This window comes from Streptomyces sp. NPDC002144 (assembly GCF_053593695.1).
In genome coordinates this window covers 89830-111398 of sequence record NZ_JBSFDB010000031.1, presented here as the reverse complement: position 1 = coordinate 111398, position 21569 = coordinate 89830, and the positions used below count along the sequence as shown (strand labels likewise).

1 protein-coding gene is annotated in these 21569 nt (G+C 69.5%); it reads right to left on the bottom strand.

Annotated features, from left to right (window positions below):
* Positions 1-41 precede the first annotated feature (41 nt).
* Positions 42-21542: a lonely Cys domain-containing protein gene (locus tag ACWCQ1_RS36190; RefSeq protein WP_451028280.1), complete on the bottom strand. Its 21501-nt coding sequence runs from the start codon at positions 21540-21542 to the stop codon at positions 42-44.
* Between the last annotated feature and the right edge of the window lie 27 nt (positions 21543-21569).

Here is a 21569-nt window from a genome sequence, read left to right as displayed (position 1 = left end):
CGAGGAATCCGCGGGTCCACCGCCGGTCCGCGGGTACGGGATCACAGCGACTCCCCTTCCTGTGGAATGCCGGAAAGTACCCGGTACACCAGCGCGTTCCAAGAGACCTCCGGGACCGGGGCATCGGCATCCGGGCCATCGTCGGAATCCGAGTCGGAGTCGCTCTCGTTCGCCCCCTCGGGCCCACGCCACATCACGCCCTCACGGATCTCCGGCAGGCGCGGGTAGAGCTGGTTCTTCCCCCCGTTCCATTCCGCCGCGGGGGAGAACGCGGGACCGATGCGCCGCCCCGTGCTCGTGCGGACCTCATGGACCGAACTCGCGTTCCCGGACCACGCGCGGTGGCCGGCCGCGGGCTGAGAGGCATCGGTGCCCGCGGTGAACGAGGCGATGCCGGTCTCGTGGCCCTCCGCATCAGGGAGGGTACGCAGGACAGTGCCGCCGTCCCTGTCCCGGGCGAGTTCCGCCCGGCCTTCGAGAACGTGCGTGGGCAGCTTGGTCAGGTGGAAGACACGGCGTGCCAGGTCCTGGGCGGCGGCCCGGTCGGTGACCGCGGCCGAGTGGCCGGGCAGCAGCATGATCTGGGTGAACCCGGACAGCCGACGGTGTACCAGGGCGACGAACTCCGCGTCCTGCATGGGGCGGCGACGCCCGTCGTCCAGGGCCGCGTCGATCAGACCCTCGGTGCTTGGGGAGGACCAGAAGAAGGTGCGCCCGCCCGGATCGAGGGGCAGCGGGCGCCGGGTGGTCACGCGCTTGCCCTCCCGGTCCGTGTGCCGGGCGTCGTACGAGGTCAGCCGGGGCAGGCCCGCCAGGGCCCGCGCCCGCGACGACAGTTCGGCCGGCGGGTACGAGGCCAGCCCGTGGAACACACCGTCCTCGTCCACGACCTCGTGCAGGATGACGCGCTCGTGCCAGTCGTTCCCGCCGAGGGCCGGCCGCCGGCTCAGCTGACCGCGCGGGTCGGTGAGCACGCCATCGGCCAGCATCCGGGACGCGGACTGGCTGAGCATCCGGATCACGACCGGATGCTCCAGCGCCACATCGTGCGTAGCACGGACGTCGCCCAGGCCGATCATGTGGCCGAGGCGCTGCCTGAGCGTGGCGACCATCCGCAGATCGACACTCTTGAACTGGACCAGCACGCCGGGGCCCGAGGGTATGAACACTGAGGTGCTCGCGTGACCCTCCTGCGCGGAGAACGCGGACTTGTCGCCGGGCAGGCTGACCTCGGCCCGCCCGTCGTACAAGTCGCTGTACCGGTAGCGGACCCAGCCGGTACCGGTCTGCCAGGCACCGCCCTGGTCCTCCCGAGCGTCGGTGGTCGCGGTCGCCGGCGTCGGCCGGCCGACCTCACCGCCGTCCACCACCTCGAAACTGGCGTCGCCCACGAGCCCCAGCACCTCACCGTCGGCGAGCCGGGCGTACATCAGCACGTCTAGGTCCTGGTTGCGCAGAAGCGCCGGGACATGGGCCTCGGGCAGGCGCAGCCCCCAGGCGGCGATCGAGGGGACCGCTGCGGTCAGCCACTCGGTGGAGACCGCCTCCTGGGTCGTGTAGGAGGTGGACTGTCCGGTGGTGTGGAAGTCCTCTCCGCCACCGGCCTGCCTGGCCAGTGAGGCGAGCCCGCGCCGTACGGCCTCCGTGCCCTGGAAGGCATTGACCTGGGCTTCACGCGGAAGGCGTACTCCCTTGCTCCGCCACTCCTCCAGGGGCGCCACCAGGTCGTAGGGGCTGAGGATCCGCGCCCGGGGCGGGCTGACGTGGGCCAGTGCCACCAGGTCCGACACCGGCACCCGGAAGAGCAGGGACGGCCGTGTGGCGTCGGCGTCGGCGGCGGCATCGGCGGCATCGGCGGCATCGGCGGCATCGGCGGCATCGGCGGCATCGGCGGCATCGGCGGCATCGGCGAGGAGATTACCGTCGTCGTCGGCCTCGCCCAGCACCCGGCCGCCGGTGTCCGACCGGTCCCCGTTCTCCTCCCGTGGCAGGGGCAGGTCGACCGAGGCGATCGGGTCGCCGTACTCCGCCAGGCCATGGTCGTACAGGGCCAGCGTGGCGGTGAACGGAACACGCAGACGCACCTGCGGCTCGTCGTCCGACACCGCCACCTTGACGCTGTGCACATGGTCGACGGCGGCTCCGTGGCTCCGGGGGCTCGCGCCCTCGAAGTGCGCTCCTGCCCCCACCGGGATGCTGCCGGTGGCCGCGTTGCCCGACAAGCTCGGGAAGGGCGTCACCAGCGCGTCCAGACCGGGGCCGGCGCTCCTTTCCTCAGCGGTGGCCTCCGCGACGGACACCGTGCTCGCGTACTCCAGTCCTCGGGCCCCGTCGGGGCGGTCGTGGAACGTCCCGGTGCCACGCCTCACGGACAAGCGTGCCGTGTAGGCGTGGGTCCCGCTCTTGCCTCTGACGAACAGCTCCACCGGCACCCCGCCGTCCATCGCGCCGGACAGCAGGGCGGGGACGGCGACGCGGTCGAGGACGGCCGCCAGCCGCTGGGTGTTGCGGAACCGGTCGTTCAGCAGCCGTTCGGGCAGCAGGGCATCGGCGAACTCCTCACCGCGAGCGCTCGCCAGCTCGGCCCTGAGCATCGGCAGCAGCTGACCGAAGTCCGGTGAGTTCTCGATCAGTCCCAGGCCCAGCGGCCCGTCACCGGCCAGCTGCAGCCCCTCAACCGTCCGCTCGGCTGTCTGGTCTGCTGCCTGCTCGGTGGGGACTTCGGCCGAGGTCCCGGCCGGCGCTGCCGCGGTTGCCACCGTGGGTGCCAGCGCGTCGGGCGCTGCCCCATCGACTGCCGTCTCCGCGTCACGAGCCCGTTGCAGGGCGTCCAGTTGCTCACCCAGCCCCTGGTCGCGTGCCTGCTCCTCGGTCAGCCAGACGACGGCCACCTTGGGCAGGAGCATGCCGGCGGACCGGGTGCCGTCGGATCCGACCGACACCGACACCTCCGCGGCCTGGTACAGCCTCAGGTCCGCTTGGACCAGGACCAGACGGGTGTCCTGCTTGGTCTTGGCGGCGCGCTCGATGGTCCCCGAGACGCTCTGCTCACGCGTGTGGGACTGGCTCCAGCCGTAGTTGCCGTTGAACCCGCCCCAGGTCCACAGCCGGGGGGTCACGTTGCCGGCACCGCCGGCCGACGCCGCGAACACCAGGGACCGGCTCCTGGACCTGGACGTCGCCGCCTGGTGGCCACCGGCGACGGTGTTCTTGGTTTCCGGTCCGCCGACAAGGTCGATGACCACCGGATTGACCAGCTCGGAGCGCTGTCCGAGCGCGCCGGTGAGGGAGCCAACCCGCCGCTTGTAGTAGAGGTCGTCGACCAGTGAGACACCGCTCCCGCGGCCCAGGCTGACCGCGATGGCACCGGGGCTGAGCCGGTCCTCCACCCACAGGGCGGGGTCGAGGCCGGTCGTGGACAATGCCCCGTCCCCCCCGGCCGCCCCCGTGAACAGCTCCACCGCCAGTTTCTGGCTGTCGCTCCCGTCACCGACGTCCTCGACATACAACCATTCACGCAGGCGGTTCTCACCCTCCGACGGGGCGGCCCACCGCGGGTCGTACATCGAACTGATGCCCCGCAACGGCGGTATCGGCAGCCGACGGGTGGGACCCGGCGCACTCAGCAGTTCGCGCTGCCGCAGGGTGAGCGTGAACGGCACCGGGGTGCTCAGACGCACCGGGACCGGGTCGATCCGAAGTTGGTGCACCCCGGACCGGCCGGAGATATCACCGGTACGCGCGATGACCTGGACAGGCGGCGTCTGCCGCCCCGGGAGACCGGGCGTGACCGACCGTTTCCAGGTACGAGGACGTTCGACCAGTGTGATCTCGACGTCGAAGCCCAGAATCGTCCGGTGCAGAGCGGTCTGCTCGGCGCCCTCGTTCGCGGACTTGTTGGTCGATCTGGGCCCGCCCTTGCGGGCGCGGACGCTGGAGAAGGTGAGAGCGCCGCCGGCCGTGAGGTACAGGTGGCCGGGAATGGGCTTGCCCGCAACCCCAGCACGGAGCCCGAAGACCTGGCTGCCCGCCGCTCCGGTGAGCCCGTCAATGCTGAGTCCGAGGGCGCCGCGCACCTTCCAGTCGTCGGTGTCGCCCAGGTACTTGCTCGGACCGTTGTCCAGGCCCTTGACCCGGACCAGGGCGTACTTGCTGTGGGCACGGCCCTTGCCGCGCAGTACGGCCACCACGCCCTGGGTGAACAGGACGTCCTTGCTGGCGCGCAAATTGGTGTCGGACAGGGTCGTGGTGAGGGCCTGGTGGTTCTTCAGCGCCCGGTCCCCGTCCGCGGTGGCCCGGGTGGGGCGCAGCAGATCGTCGAGCAGGCCCCGCCCGCGGTTCTCCGGCCCGAACGTCGGCAGAAGGCCCTGGAGGCGCGTGTCCCGGGCGAAAACCCTCTCGATCTCGGCGACGAGTCGAGTGGTGTCGAAGCGTGACATGGCGGTGCTGAATCCACGCGGCCCTGCCAGCAGGGTCCGCTCCACACCGGGATGCTTGACCAGGGGGCTCGTGACCAGGCCGGCCGGCAGCGGCAGCCCGAGGAACGCCGCCTCGTCGGCCCGCAGGCTGAACCAGGTGGTGACGGTGAACTGCCCGTAGGGAGTGGCACGTCCGGCTCGCATCGCGGGGCTGAGCGGCCCGGCGCCCTCCAGGTCCAACCGGACCCTGGCCTCGTACAACACGCGGTCACCCTTGACGTCGGCGCCGTGTTGCCGGGAGACGGAGGCGCCAAGCGAGGAGAAGCGCCGACGCTGACCGCCGAACAGCGGGCTGAACCACGCCCGTACCAGGGGTCCGCTGCCCATCAGTCCCGCGCCGAAGGCCGGTCCGACCGCGAACTCCGCACCTCGCTCGCCGCCGACCTCGACGGACAGCTCGCTCGCGGACTGCTGGTCGGTCCTGGGCCAGGGGTTCCCGAGGCCGAAAGCGGGCGCGATGTCCGTGATCGTGGCGTGGTAGCGATAGCTGCCGCGCACGCTGTCGTCCTTGCTGCGCAGTTCTGCGGAGTCCACCCATCCGCTGAGCGCCGCGAGCATGTCCCGCTCCACACCATGGGCGGTCGAGCCGTCGAACGCCGTGCCCCTGCCCGCCGAACCGGGAGCGGTGAGCGCAGGGTGGACCACGCCCTCGATGGCGTCGAACAGGCCCGCGCGGCGGTCGGCCGGAGAGCCGTTTCCGCTGACGGCCATCGGATCCAGCGAGTCGGCGGCGGCGATGTCCCGGGCCAGGTCGGCGGAGACCGACTGCAGTTCGGCCGCCCGGTGAGGCGCGCCGTCCGGGACGAGATGGCCGACCGGGACGTTCGCGATGACCGAACCTTCGCCCCGGAAGGTGGACGAGGCCAGCACACCCTCCTTCTTGACCGTGACGACGAACTGGATCCGGCGGGACACATCCACGGTGGCTTCGGTGGACAGCCCTTCGCTTTGGCTCACCGTCCGCTTGCCGGCGGCGGTCGTGGAGACGCGGCGGATGGGAACGTTGACCGAGACCGTCGCACCTGCGAGCAGACCCGGCACAGGAGTCGGTGCCAATGCCAGCCCCGTACCCCTGAGCCCGAAGCCCCGGTACCGGGTGCGCGCGTGCTTGGTTTGCGAGGCGACCTGTCGATCGAGAAAGACGCCGGACCGGTCGTCACCGGCGTTCTGCTCCTCAGCCACCATCGTCAGAGCGGCGGGCGCGCTGGCGGCCCGGGACGTGCCGTGGGACGGAGGGTCGGCGGGCAGCTGGACGAGCGGACGCCCTTCCCTCGGGGAAGGTCGGATCGCGACCGTCACGTCGTACCAGCTGCCGTCGCCGCCGAGGACCTGGAACGGACGGCCGCCGCCGAGGAAACTTCCGGTGCTGAGGGCGAGCTGCTCGATGACGGTTTCCGCGTTTCCGCCGCCCGTTAGGTTACTGATGGTGCGGGCCACCCAGTCGGTGCCGTCCAGGTCATGGAAGGAGGCGCGCCCGGCGGCCCGCATGGACTCCAGGTACGGGTGCAGACGCATCCGGCGCGGCTCAGCCGTGCGAGCGTAGAGGTGCCGGAACCGCGGCTCCACGGTCGAACTCCCCGGCGCGTTCCAGAACTCCGCGGACGGGTAGTGGACGGACGACAAGGTCTCCTGTCCGACCCGTTCTCCGGGCGCGGGAACGGGATCGGGCACCCCTGGGAGCAGGCTGACGAATCCGGCGGCTCCCTGCGGGTGCACATCGACGTGGATCCGGTCCGGCTGGCCGTCCCGCCCCGGAACCAGCGCGATCCGGGTGGGCACCATGTGGATCGCCAGTCGGCGGCTCTCCACCAACGGGCGCAGCCTGGCGGCCGAGGTCGCCAGTGCGGACGGCGTGGAGCACGCGACCAGAGTGATCGAGGTCAGGCCCGCGGCGACCACCCGGTCCGCGAACCGCCCGAACTCGGCCATGTCCGCGGTCGGGTCGCCGTGCCCGAACCACATCGCGCGCGTCACCGGCATGCTGCGCTGAACCCCGGACTTGGAGCCGTCGGCGGTCTGCACCCACTGCGTGTACTGAGTGATACCCGCCGCCCGGCCCAGGGCCGAACCGCGCCGGTCATGGTCCGCTTGGTTGAAGGCCGCCTCACCGAACCAACGGCCGTCCGCGTTGGTGACCGGTCGGGTCACCACGGCCTCCGCCGGATCAATGGTCCACCGCGTCAACAGCTCATCCACCGGATCGGCACCCTCGCCGCCCAGCGAATCCCCAACCGACTCCGCATCCTCGACGTCCCCGGCCTCCGAGGACGGCGGGGCCACCGTACCCCTCGTGCTCCAAACCCGGATCTCCGCCGGATCAAGGGTGGTCCACCGCGCCAACAGCTCATCCACTGGATCGACGCCCTCGCCGTCCAGCGAATCCCCGACCGACTCGGCATCCCCGGCGTCCCCGGCCTCCGATGACGGCGGGGCCGCCAAGCCGCCCCTCGGCTGGAACGCCGCCAGATCAAGGCCGGCATCCAGCACGTCCAGCATCTCGGACAGATCGTCCTCGTCGAGGTTCCCGTCCTGCAGAGGACCGAGGTCCGCCGGATTCCCGAAGAAGCCCTGCTGAATCATCCGCAGCAGCATCCGGGGGTCCTGCGGGCTGTCATGGGCACCGTTCGGACTCATCCGTTCGTTGACCTGCGCGCGCTCCTGTTCGTCCAGCCCCGACTCGAGCAGGTCCCACAGCGCGCTGTCCGGCCACGGACCGGCTTCGCCGGCCCGGTTGACGTATGTCTCCTGCGGATGGTCAACGGTCGTCTGCGACGGCCTGGACGACGGCGACGCCCCGGACGCCCCGACATGGGTCACCAGGGTGCCGTCATGGCGGTAGGTGATCCAGAACGCCGAATGGCCCTGTTCGTCGGGCAGCAGGTGGAACAACCCCGGCTCACCCTTCTTGCCCGGCGTTACCGCCATCCGGCCCAGGACGTGGACGTCGATACGCTGTTGCGTGGCCAGCTCACGCAGCCGGGCGGAGTCTCCGGCAGCGGCCTGTGGAGCACACATCGTCAGCACCAGGTCCGTGGTGCCGTCACCACTACGGGCGGCGAACTCCTCCGCCACTCCCTCGAGGTCGACGACGCTCGCCCCGTGGGTGGAGGGGTAGTACGCCCGGCTCCGATCGCCGATCGGCACCTGCCACAGCTCGCTGCCGCCTTCGTCCAGCCGCACCCGCATGCGGGAGATCTCCGGAAGACGCGGATAGGTGTTCGGCACCTGCCGCAGCTCGCTGCCGCCTTCGTTCTGCCACACCCGCATGCGGGAGATCTCCGGAAGACGCTGATAGGGGTCCCGGCGCCACTTCCAGTCCGCGTCGGAGAACCACGCCTCGCCGAACCTGCGGTCACCCAAGACCAGATCACGCCGCTGGGGTCGGCGCGGTCGCCAGGCGGAACGCGACGGCAGCGGATCCCGCTCACTGACCGTCACCTTGTGGTAGGTCACGTTGGTGGTGGGATCGGTGACGGTCTCCAGACCGATGACGTCGTACCGCCTGTTCGGCAGGGACACGAAGGCGGAGTCGTCGTCGAGCCCCATATCCGCGGCGGTGCGGGCGCTGGAGTCCAGTACCCGCATCACCAACGGAGTACCGATGTCATCGGACTCGGTGAACGGCATCAGCACGTCCTCGACCGAGCTCCTCTCCAGGAAGCCTTCCCGGACGAGGCTTTCGCCCATGCCGTTGACAAACGCGGCGAGCTCATCGTCCGGTATGACCCTCACCAGGCTCCAGGTGTCGCGACCCGCGGGCGGAAGCTGCACCAGGCCTTCCGCGACCATCGCGTCCTGGATTTTCAACCATTCGGCAAGCTGTCCTGCGCGTTGGGAGAAGCGGTCCTGGAGCAGGTCCCGGTTCCGGGGGTCGCGGACCCGCTGGGCCACCAGCGCGACGAGTGCCGCTTCATCGGCCATGACGTAGGGCAGGGCCGCGCGGCTGAAGCCGTCCGGAAGCTCGCGCGGGTCGGCCTCGGCGATCCACCGGTCCACCCACAGCTCCAGCCTGGCCCGGACCTCGGGGTCGGGATGGGCTTCCGCGAACGGGTCCTCCACCGCGCTGCGCTGCGACAACTCCTCGAGACGCCGGAAGGCGGCGGCATGGTGCGGCAGCACACCCAGCTCCGCCGCGGACGCGATGTCCTCGGTCGACGGCTCACCCATGACGTCGCCGTACAGCGACAGATGCGGCGGCAGCGGCCAAGCCCCGGGTCGCTCTCCCGGCAGCGCCCGAACACCCGCCCCGAGTTGACGGTACGCCCATTGGTACAGGTCGGCCGCCTCACCGCGGAACGCCTCTCGAAGCTGGGCGTCGGAGAACCCCGCCGCGTCGAACGCACGCAACACCTCGTACATCGTCGCCGCCCGGCTGACGAGCACGTGACCGAGCAGTCCGTCACGCAACAACGCCCGGTCCGTGGCCGGCAACCCCAGCCGGCGGTGCAGCCACAGCGCGTGGGCCACCAGGGGCGGGTACTCCCACCCGTGGTCGACCAGAGGTGTGTACTCCCATTCAGTCGGCGTGTGCGGCTGGTTCTCAGCACTCAGCAGGACGCCGCGGCGACCGAGGACGGCGCGTTCATCGCGGCTCGGCGTCCAGGGGCCGACCGCGTCCAGGCCGCCCAGCGCGGACAGCTCGTCACGGTGCCAGCTGACGACGGCCAGGAAGTTCTCCACGGGTGAGCCCAGCCCGATGCCGACCTCCTCGTCCGTGAGGTCCGGCAGTTGTCCGCGCACCGCCTCCAGGGCACGCTCCGCCGCCCTGTCCACGTCCGGGTGGCGCGCGGTCAGCCGCTGCCCGAGTTCCGCCTCGTAGGCAGCCGCACGCTCCCACCAATCCGTCCCGCCGTACATCGCCCCGAACCGCACCGGGGAGGTGGGCAGGACAATTCTGATCGACTCGGGCTGGGTCCCCTCTCGGCCACCGGGCGCTGCCTGCGTGCGAGCCGCCGGGGCCGCCCGCCTCAGACGTTCCTCCGTCGCGTCCTCCGGCAGTTCGTCCAGCCGGCCGTCCGGCAGCGTTGCCCAGTCGTCCGGTAGTGCCTGCCGGTTGACGTACTGGTCTTCCGGATACACGTCGTGGTCGGGGAAGTGGAGATATGCCTGGATGGCCTGCAGGTCCAGTGGGCTGAAACCGCGTCGCGCGGAAGAATTCGCGATACCGAAATCGGCAAGCGCCCTGGTCTTGACCTGATCGCGGGTGAGGACACCACCAAAGCTGCTCCACCACGGAGGCGCGACCTCGGTCCCTGTCCGCGCAGCGTTCGCGACCACCCACTGACCCGCGAGAGTCGGCACCTGGTTCACAACGATCCGCTGGTAGCCGATCCGCGGGGTCTGCCACACCTTCATCCGCTTGCCCTGACGGTTCCCGCTCTCCTCCAGGAAACGCACCTGATGCCCGATCAGCGCATACGCCTCCAGATTCCCGCTGCGGAACCCCAGATGTTTCAGACCGCCCCCGGAAACCCGGGCCAGGTGATCGAAAACCTGGAACTGATCCTCACGAGTGCCGCCGGGAAACGCCTGCCGCCAGTCCTCACCGGTCCAGAACTCCGTCAGATCATGCACATTCGGATACGCCCCGGCCAGCTCCCCCAACGCACCATTACGGGCACCGTCCCCTGCGATGATCACATTCGTGTCAGGCGCCAACCCCTCGATGATCTGCCGCAGACCCTGCGTACCGATGGCATGCTGCGGATGCGCACCTTCCTGACGGCCGCTCAACCGGGACCACAACACCACGTACGGCCCCTGCTCCGGCACCCCACGCTCAGCAAGGAACCCCCGCAACCGCTCAGTCGACGGAGCATCAAGCCCCCACGCGGAGCGGACCGCCGCCCGCGCCCCGTCATCCCACAGGTTCGTCACCTCACTCGTGGCATACGACGTCGGCTTCTGAAGTCGGACACCACGCAGCCCCGGCGGGACCACCGGACTCATATCGTCATAAGGCAAAACCTTGTAGCCGTTCGCCCCCTGCGTATACAAAGCATGCGGGTCATCACTGTGGAATGTGTGAACCCGCGCCTCCTGGGCGCCCAGCTCGGCATCGCGCCGAGCCACCATCCCCGCCAGCGCATCCGCACGCGCCTTCGGCGACAGACCGGTATCCGCCTCAAGCCTCGCCACGGCCTCCGCATACCGCGCACGCACCGGAGCCGTGATCGTCTTACGGACGAACCCACCCACCTGATCCGGATGGCCCGGACCCGTCAACACACCAAGATGCAACTTCGGGTTGAGCAAAAGCGCCGTGGCCACACCGAACATGTCGCCCGTGAAATTACCCGCCGTCAGAACCAACCCGCGATACGGACCACTGCCCACCCGGAAAACATCGGCCAGATCGGCAAGTGCGCGATGCAGCCCCTGCACATCCTCGGACGTCGCACCGAACCGGCTCCACTCGGCCACCAGGGAGGCCCGCGCACGCTTACTCCCCATCAAGCCGCCCAGCACATGGGCGAACTGCGCGGTCAGATCCTGCTTGCCATCACGCCGTGGCCGAGCCGCATACGCGGCACCACGCCGCCCCACCAACTCCTCGACCAGCACCGTCTCCAGCCCCGGACGTGCACGCAACGCCCACAGCAGGTCGAACAGATCCGTTTGCCGCTTCCCGCCACCCACACGATCCGCCAGCGCAAATGCCTTGTCCACCACCGAATCGACGACGGACGGCACCACGATCCCGTCGACCTCACTCGTATCCACATACCAGTGGCGACTCGGGCCGATCGTGACATCCACACCATCGATCGACCCGCTCAGCGCACGGCGATCATGATCGTCCCTCCGCAGAACACCCGGCGCACCACCAGAGACACTCGAGAAACGCTCAGCCACAACCTCATTGATGACATCCGCGTACTGCGTCACATCCGGAGTGTTCAACCGGAAATCCAGATCCGCCACCGGACGCGGACTACCGAACACAAGATTGATCTGAGCACCCCCGGAAAGCACCAACGGATGCATGACCTCGCGCATCCGCCGGTCCTCCCTGACCAGCGTATTGATCACTTCACTCAAAGCACGACCGACATCCAAATTCCTTCGGTTCTCCACCGGCGTTAACACAGGATCGAAAACTGACCGTGCCGGAGAAACCGGCCCGGACACCGGTTCTGCGACACCCCGTGACTCGATACGAATGTCACGGCTCTCAGTCCCGCGATGACCATCCGCGTTGAACGACAGCAACACCTTGTGACTGCTGCCCGCCGCAAGCATGGCCTGAGGCCTCGACAACACGACCTCACTCGCCAGACCCGCCGCATCGATCTGCTCCAGAACAGCCGTCAACAGATCACCGGCAGACGTCCTCCTGCCATCGATCATGACGGTCAGGGGCACGCCTCCCCGCCTCTCCACCGCCCGATCCCACAGATTCTTCAGATCATCGACAGCCTTCGGCGACGCCGTAACACCAACGCTGGCATTCCACGCACCCGCATCAGGGAAAGGAATCCCCTGAGCACGAGCCCCAAAACCGCCCCGAATCTCCCTTACGGTGCCGTCCGGAAGATGACTACGAATCGCAGGAGCACTGCCCGCCCCATCAAGCTGCACATGCCACAACACGGGGCCATAGCGCTCATCCGGCGACTCCGTGACCACCGACCGCCCCAGCGGCTCATGCACGGTTATGCCATGCGTACGGGCCCACTCGCTGAGATCCACCTCCGGCCGCGACTCCCCGGCGACAGGGGTGTAACACGGCAACAGATACAAGTGCCGAGCCCCCGAAGCCGCCATTTCCGCAGCGATTTCCCGGCCCTCAGCCGCGCTCAGACCACCAGCACGATCATGCCGCGCGAAGAAAAAACCCGCCCCCGGATCACCCGGAACCGGCAGCACCTCACCCACCGGCCCATCCTCACCCCATACCACCACATGAGACAGCTCAGCCAACCGCCCAAACGGCCGCTCACGCGACGCCCAGTCCCTATCAGAGAAATACCCGACACCATGCGAGCCCCGCTTCCCGACCAGATCACGCCGCCGCACCACATCCCTGCCCCACTCGGAGCCCAACCGCGACACCGACGAATTCCACGACTCGGGCGCCGGGAGGAACTGGAAATCAATCGGCTGCCCCCCACCCCGCGCCGACCGTGCAGGCGTCGGGTCCTGGGTAAACGAGACGGTCGCATCCGGTCCGGGCATGGACGGACGCCGGGAGTGAACGGCCTGCACCACGCTGGAGCTGCCGGCTGGCCGCCAGCTCGGCACCGACCAGGCGGGCCCCCGGGTGGCGTCGATGAGGTCAAGCTCCTCCGGGGACGCGTCCTGGGCGGTGGGCGTCACATTGAGGTACTCCTGGCCCGGATAGTCGACGGTGGCGGGAGTGCCGGAGCCCGTGTCCCGGGCCTGGGCGACCGGGCCGCCGGACGGGTGGGCCGTCACCCATTCCGTGGCCCGGCCCTCGGCGTCCTCCAGCAAATGCACGTCCGCCGGACCGCCGTCCTCTCCCCCGGTCACCGCGACACGACCCACCGCCAAGTGCACCGGCAGCCCCGTCGCGTCCGCCAGCCGCCGGGCCCGCGCCCTGGCCTCCTCCACACTCCTCGGTACATCACCGGGACCACACGCCAGCACCGTCACACTACTGAAGCCACGACCTCGCACCGACCCCAGCAGCCGTCCCGTGTACGAGCCGTCGTCCCGCCGGACACCACCGTCCTCGACCAGCGCCAGGCCCTCGGACCCGCCGTGCGAGGCAAAGAAGAACGTGCCGCCCGCGCCCCCGCCACCCGGCAGCGTCTTGCGCGTCGCCACCGGCCGGCCCTCGCCGTCACGCTCCCACGACACAAAGCCCGTCGTGCCGTTCAACCGGGCATACGCATCCTGCCGCACCGCCCAGTCCGCGTCATCGAACGACGCCACGCCGACCAGCCTGCCCTCCCGCGAACGGACCTCCCGCAACACCGGCGCGGGACGCGGCGGCTCTTCGGCAGGATCGGTCGCCGGGGCGACGGCGAACAGGTCGTTCAGGTCGCCCAGTACCGGGAGCGACGTGCCAGAGGAGGAGTCGGAGGGGGCGTCCGCCAGCGACGTGGATTCCGTCGCGCTCGTGTACTCGTAAGCCTGCCTCTCCTCGTTGTCCTCTATGACGAGCCGGTCGGTTCTGTCGAAGAACGCACCCGGCGGATAGATGGCCTCCGCCTCCGACAGGAAGGGCACGAACGGGCTGATCTCGCGCGCCGTCGACCGGGGAACGTGCACCAGACCCGGGTGCGAGCCCTGCGTGGCGGGCCTTCTCCGGAACGTGAACCGACGGGCCACGGCGGGGTCCAGCGAAACACTGCGGAAGAACGGCATCGTGATCGTCCGCGCGCCGTAGAGCGGCCCGTCCACCGGCGGCTCGTCCAGCGAGCCCGGCATGCCGCGATCGCCCCACCACACGTCGGCGTTCACAGGCGGCAGTATCTCCAGAGCCTCGATCGCCATGTCGATGTGCAGACCCATCTCGGCGTACAGCCGATCTGCCATGGCGTCGAGCCGCTGCCGCAGCTCGGAGATCTCAGGGGCCTGGCTCCCGAGATCGTTCCCGAGGTCCTCCTCCGCCACCAAGTCGTCGTACACGTCCTGGAGGTCCGGCAGCGCCCGCAGCATGATGGGAAGGAAGGCGGGCGAGTTCGCCGCCACGGCCCTCCGGACCATCCACCAGACGTTGAGCCGCACCAGGCGGCGGCCCATCCCCGAGCCGAGGCGTTCGCCGGTGAGATAGGTCTTCATCACCCGGTAGTCCGTCCCGCTGTACAGGTACAAGGCCGTCAGGTGGGCGGGGCCGAGCCGGCTCAGCGCCGCCATACCGCGGTCGCCGTAACGGCGCAGCCAGTCCAAAAGCGCGCGGTACCTGCGGTCGGTGGGCGGAAGCTGGCCAGCGAGGGCCTCGTCGACCATGGCCACCAGATCGTCGGGGACTTCGAGCTCGCCCGGGTTGATATCCCAGCCGTACCGCATGCGCTCGTCGTACAGGGCCCGGTGCGGCGGGACCAGCTGCCTGATGCGGGGGTCGTGGGGGTTGACCCGATGGAAACCGGCGAGCCTGGCCGCCTCCTCCGCCCAGATGTGGAGCGCGGCGCCGTCGCGCAGGATGGCACGTTCCCGCTCGTGGCCCATGCCGATCAGCTGGGAGGCACGCATGATCTCGGCCAGCGACTGCAGATCCGCCGGAATCATCCAGGCCATGAGCGCGGTGCGGAAGACAGACAGCTCCTGGGGCGACGTGCCGAGGGCGGCGAACGTCCGCAGCAGCCGCAGCGCGGGACCGCGATCCCCGCCCACCCGGCGCAACCCACGGCTGTCGTGCACGGCGCGATAGGCGCTGCCCGGCGCGTACCGCGCACGGCGACCGGGCGGGCGGGACAGCGTCTCGGCCAGCTCGCGCGGCAGCCCCGGACCCGCGTACGCCGCGTACGTGAGCGCGGTCATCAGCTCGTCCAGAGCGAGCGGCCCCGGCGGCAGGGTACGCAGCCTCTCCAGCGCGGCCGCGGGGTCGGCCGGAATGGCGCCCGGGGCGAAGAAGGCGCGCTGCGCCGCGGCCTCGCCGTGACGGGTGGCGAGTTCCCCGTGCATACGGAACACGGCGCCGCGAGCGGACTCGGTGAGCGCGCCGACCCCGCCCAGCATGCCGGCGAAGGCGAACTCCACATCCACACTGCGCCGGCGCCACTCACGGTCCCGGTACAGGCTCTGGAAGCGCGCCACGCCCGGTGATCCCGCCGGGCGCCAGGACGACACGGACCAGCCGGGGGCGTCATCGGTCACGTCCCTACGGATATCGGTGGCGTCGGTAGCGTCCTCCACGCCAGCGCTGGTGTCCGACTGGTCCGTCGCGGACACGGGGGTGGCATTGATCTGGACGGGCGCCGGGTAGGCGATGCCGGACCGCTCGCCCTGCTCCCCGGAACCGTCACGGACCGCGTCGGGCGCGAAATGGTACATCCCGACGGTGTCGCGCCGGCTCTGCGCCGTCGGCCAGGTCCCGTCCGGGTCGAAGTGCGGATTGGGAAGGTACTCGCCGACGGGCTGCCCGTTCTCCATCCGCTGCGCGCCGCGAATGAACCGGAGGTCCACGCCCCCGGCGAAGACCACCTCCTGCTGGTCGGGGAAGGGCGAGGCGAGACCCAACGTCGCGTTGATGTCGATGCCGCCGGGTGCCTCGATGTCGTACCGCCAGCGGTAGTGGCCCTCCAGAGCCGCCGCATGGAGCGGGTCGCTCAGGACCGAATCGCGCACATAGTGCGGATTTGTGGTCACGCTCAGATAGGCCGTCTTCGCCACACCGCCGCTGCTGTACACATGGTCCACCAGGTGGACCAGGTCCTCCCCGCGGGGGGTCAGTCCCTCGCGGAAGACCTGCTCGGGCGAGCGGCGGCTGAACTTGTACAGCGGGCCGTCGTGCGTGCGCCACAGCACGTCCGGAAGGGCTCCTCGCTCCAGCACCCCGGGGGTTGCGGCGACGAGGGCGGGGTCGAGGGGCGGGGTATGGCTCACCGGCCCGGTGGCGGGCCACTCGGCAGGCACGGCCGTGACGTTCCCGTCGGCATCCGTCAGCCAGTCCTGACGCAGCCGTGAGGAAGCGATGAGTCCGCGCCCCGGCAGATACCAGTCCCAGGAGGGGCCTCGCGCGTACAGCCGTCCCGCGTCGTCCGTGACCCTCCCGGCCGTCGGTCCCTCGGGGTTGTATTCCCCGCGCAGCCCGAGCCCCGGTATCTCGGCCACGAACACATGGAGATCGGCATCGTCCTGCCCCTGCCCCCACACCGTGGAACGGTCCCCGGCGAGCACCACCGGGAACTCCTCCACCGTGCCCGCGAAGCGCTCGTCGAAGTCGCCGTACGGGTCGTAGCCGTGCGTGCCCTGCCCGGCGTTCTCCGCGCCCACACCCGAGGGATCCTGGCGCGTCGTCACCGAGGACGATTCGGAGGCGAGGCCGGTCGTCGGGGCCGTGTGGATGGTCCCAGGTGGGAGCGGCGGCAAGTTGCCGGCACGGGCCACGCGCTTCCATGTGCTGAACTTCCACCAGCCCGACGTCTGGGTGCCCGGCTCGAAATGGGCCGTGAGGCGAAGCGGGGCGCCCGGGGCTTCGGAGATCGTTTTGAGGGGACCGCTGAACGTCACGGCGGTACGGCCGGTGCGGTCGGAGTACGCCTGCGACAGCTGCCGTCTGTCCGCTCCCAGACCGGACCCCAGCAGGACGACCTGGACCCCGGTCGCCGTTTGACGCAACGACGTGTCCATGTCCAGCAAGGCCAGGAACTCCTCGTCGGGCACCGTGACGGGCGACATACCGGGCAGGTGCATGACCACAGCACCGTTCTGGTCCGTATCGACCCAGAACACAGCGGAGTGCGGAGACTTCCAGATGGGGTTCCACGGTGTGTATGACCTCTGGAAGTAAGGACCGTTGGGGCCCAGCCACTCCTCCAGCACTTCGTCCATGGCCAAGCCGTTGGGCGTTGGAGTGCCGCTCCAGTTCTTCCCCACGGCCACCTGGCCGTCCGTGAGATTGAGCGCCGCGTCGAACGCCCCGCGCGACTTCAAGTGGTAGGCACCCAACGCGTGGTCGTCGTAGATGTCCACCTTCTCTGCGGCGGCCTGCGCGACGAGGGTCCTGAGCTGCTGCTCCGCAGTCGCGTGCCACTGGTCCGCGTCCGGCATGTGGAGCACCCTGCGCCCCAGGTCCTCGAGGGCCGCCGGATCCAGGTGGCCCAGCCGCTGGTGGGCAGCGGTCAGCGCCCAGAGGGCTCGCGCGACATGCGGTCCGGTCACCGGGCCGGAGCCGGCCAGCCCCATGACTTCCCGCACACGGGCCTCCCGGCTGCCTGCGGACGCGAGCCGGCTGAAGGCGTAGCCCAGTGCCGGGGACGGCATAGCCGTACTGAGCCGGGCATCGGGGTTCTGGGCGACCTGCTGCCGGGCGTTGTCCAGGACGTCCCGACAGGCGGTCGCGTCCGGGGCGTTCCCACCGGGCCGGCCGGCGAGGGTCGTCCACAGCTCCAGTCGGAACGGCGTCAAGCCGCTCAGCCGCGGTTCGTTGGCACGCATGGTCTCAAGCGCGCCGATCCCCTTGAGGAGCTTCTCGTACTCCCCACCCGGCACACCGAGGTCGTCCTCGATTCCGGTGCCGAACACCTGCCGCAGCGCCCGCACCAGCCGGAGCGTGGTCTTTCGCGTTTCCTCCGGAAGGTCGCCGGGGCCGGAGTGCAGACCCGCCTGCTCGGCCAGCAGCGGCAACTGCTCCAGCGGATCCGGAACGTAGGTCGCCACACGTCCGGGCACACCGCTGGGCGAGTCTCTCAAGACGCGAGCCGTGTTGACCAACCCGTTGACCGTGAGGGAAGCGACGGTTTCCCGCTTGCTGACGTTCGCGACATGCTGACCGAGCGGTACCTCCTCCAAAGGATCGTCGACCGGTGGCAACGACCCGTGTTCCGCAGTCGGTCCCAACGGGTCGCCGGCTGCCCCACCGTGGCAGACCTCAAGGCGGATCTTGTACCCCGGGGGCAGTTCGGCCACCTCACGCAGCCCGCCGATGTACTCGGCGCCGTCCTCGGCGCTCAGCACCACCTTCCGGCCGTTGTGGAGGTACAGTTCCAGTCCGCCCGGCAGCCCGTGACCGTAATAGACGTAGACCGCCCGGTCCGGCAGGTCCCTCTCCCTGCCCAGGATCAACGTCCCTGCGCCGGTGACCACCTCATGTTCGACCTGTCGCCTGTTGAAGTACGTCCGCAGCAGCTGAACCCGCGTCCGTACGCCGTCCCCGATCGACATACGGCCGAACCGCTCATGCTGGGCGGAGACCAACGGACGGGTGTTCACGTCACTGTCCCGGAACTCGGTACCGTCCAGCGCCCTCCACGTGCGGTCGACGAACGGCGCCGCCACTCTCGGCGGATGGAACGGCACCCAGGCGGGGGCGGGCGTGCTAGGGGCGGTGTCAACGTCGGTCAGCGCCAGGACATACTCCCGGCCACTGCCCTTGGACGTGCGCAGCAGCCCCGCGTCACCGCTGGGAGCCCACACCGTCCGCCCCAGCCTGACGGCCACGGCACGGGCCAGCTCGGGGTACCGGACATCGGCGTACGCCACCGCCAGCACCACCGGCACGTCCTTGGGCAGCTTGGCCAGCTCGGGATCGTTCGCCAGCTTCTCCGCGAACGCCTCGACGCTCAGCACCTGTCCGTCGGGGCCGCGCACGCCGCCCTTGGTACCCTTCGCGCTCACCACGAAGGCGTTGGTCCGCCACGGCGCGTGCTTCGCGGACTCCAGTTCGAGCGACTGGTCCGTCTGCTTCCTGTACACCCGCAGTCGGCTGATCGACACTCGGTCGACCTTCTTGGACGTCCAGTTACGGCCGACTATCGCACCGGAGCCGTCCCTCAGCAGGGTCTTCGGATCCAGGTAGGGATCTGCCGCGGGAGTGGGCTGTGTGGCGGTCGGGGTTGCGGGGCTGAAGATGCTGTCGGGGGCGGTTGAGGTCGGTGTCTGGGCGGCCGGGCTAGCGGTTGGGGCCGCAGGGGTTGCGGGCGCGGGAGCCTTCCCGGGAGGCGGCACCGCCGACCGCTGTCCGGACTCCTCGGAGGAGGGAGTGTCCGCGGTGTCGGTACCCAAAGGCGGCGACGCGACGGAGTCGTCGGGACTGGCGGTGGCGTTGGAAGAGGTCTGGGCGCGCTGCTCGGGTGTGGCCGCCTGCGGATCGCCCGGGCGCGCACCGGCGGCGGGTACACCGACCACGGGCGGCACCTGGGTCACCGGGGACGACAGCTCCTGGTCTAGAGGCACCGACAGGGATTCGTCCAGGGAGGTCGGCAGGGCTTCGTCCTGGAGGGAAAGGTCCTCGGGTGTAGTGCCCTCGGGTGTAGTGCCCTGAGCTGTGGTGCCCCGAGCCTGGCCCGGGTGCTGCGTGTGCGCCTCGGGACGGGGAGCGGCGTGGGGCGGCGGGAGGTCCGGTGTCACCGTCGGGGCCGGCTGCGCCCCGACGGTGCCGTCCTGGTCCTCCGCGCCGTCCGCGACCGGGGACATGCCGACAGGGGTCTGGTGCCCCCTGGGGGACGCGGTGAGGTCCGGGGACTGCTGGCCCGCCGGGCCCCCCAGGCGGGCGTTCTCGGCATCGGCGTCGGCGGCAGAGGCGTCGACTTCGGCGTCGGCGTTGTAAGGAAGGCTGTCGAGTCCCGCCGTCGACGGCAGATCCGCGCTCTCGGTGACGGTCGTTGCAGCGTTGGACACGCGCACCGTCGTTCCCGGGTCCGCGGCCAACTGCCCGGCGGAGGGGCTCTCTTCCGCGGTGCTCTCCCCGGCGCCCTCCGGGGTGAACCTTTCGACATCCGCTTCGTCCGCCACCATGTCGTCGGCGTCTTCGGCGATCGGCGCGCGTGTGTCGTCGTCCGCCGTCCGCTCTCGGTCGGACTCCCCCTGGCCGGTGCCGGTGCCGGTGGTTCCGGTGCCGGTGGTTCCGGTGCCGGCTGCGTGGCCCGCGGGCGAGTTGATGACGTTCGAACTCAGCGGCTGCTGCCCCGGGGTGAGCGCGGCGCCCTCCGTGATGGGCATCCCCTCCTCCGGATCGAGGAGTGTCTCGTCGGCGGAAAGGCCGGCGGGGTCGTCCTCGTAGTCGGAGGTGACCGCCGACTGCCCGGTGCCGGACGTGTAGACGGGCGCGGGGACGGCCGTGCCCGAGAGGTTCGCCTCGGAGGAGGAAAATGTCCCAGGCGCGGGAACCGCAGTGTCCGCGGTGTCCGCGGTGTCCGCGGGATTGAGTGTGGAGAAGACGGACCCGCTGCTGGAACCCTCGTACGCAGGCACATTGCTCTCCACGTACGGAGGAATACCGCTCTCCTCGTACGAGGGCACCTCGTTCTTGCTGGACGTAGGAAGTCTGGTCTCACTGTACGGAGGAACATCGTTCACGCCGTACGAAGGCACATTGCTCACGCCGTGCGGGGGAACGCTTCTCTCTCCGGACGAAGGCACATCGCTCGCGCTGTACGGAGGGAGATAGTCCTCGCCGACGGGGTTTTCCAGTACGGCCTTCGCGTCGGAGGCATCGAAGGGGGAGGAAGCGTACGGCGGTTTGACGATGCCGAAGGAATCCTTGTTCGACGTCGGCACATGCTCGTCGAGGCTGTAATCCGTTACGTGCGTCCCACTACCGCTCCCGCCACCGCCACCGCCGGCCGGGAGCTGGTTGATGCCATTCTTGTTGAGATTGATGTTCAGGAAGAACTTCTTGTTCAGCCGTTTGCCGCCGGACGAGAGGACGTCGGAGGTGGACTCGAAAATGGCCCCGCTGACGCCGGCCGTCAGAAACGTCTCCGGGTTGAGGGAGAACCCGCCGATGAAGATGGCATTCGTGAACGCTTCGGCGAACACTTCGGCCTGTCCCTCGTTCACGAAGGCCAGCGGGAGTTCGGCCGCCTTCTTCCACAGCGGACTGTCCTTGAAGAATTTCTTGACGTACGGCTGAACGAACTGGGAAAAAGCGCCGCCGAAGAGTCCCGCGAACGCTCCCACGACGGCCGACTGCCCGATGTCCGACCAATCGAACTTCTTCCGCCGACGATCCGGGTCCCCCACCTCCATCGAGATGATCTGCGTCGCGAAGGTGGTGAAGGCCTCCTCAATCGCTTCGAGCACCGCCGAGACCGGAGTCGGGACGGACCGGGCCATCCGCTGGAGAATCAGGATGATCCTGAGCGCGGTGCGGAATTTCGCCGCAGCTATCTCGGACAGCGAGGTACCGAAGTCGAAGACGGAGGCTGCGGCAAGAAGCGCGAGTTCGAGGTTCATCATGATGAACTCGAGAAGCATCTCGTACTTGCCTTCTCGAAGCTTCATCGTGTCAGGGCCGTGCTGGGCGGATAAGTTCCGGAGTTCGGTGGAGAACTGTGCCAGATGGTTCGTCCCGGAGTCGTCGACGAACTCCTTCACCGCGGCGACAAATTCCCTGGCCATCTCCGGCGGCATCGACTTGCCGGCTGTGGTGATCGCTCCCTTCAGCGAACTGGAGAGCGCCTCCACGTCGTCCGCCAACCGGCTGTAGGCCACCCGCGCATCCCAACCCCTGTCCTCGTT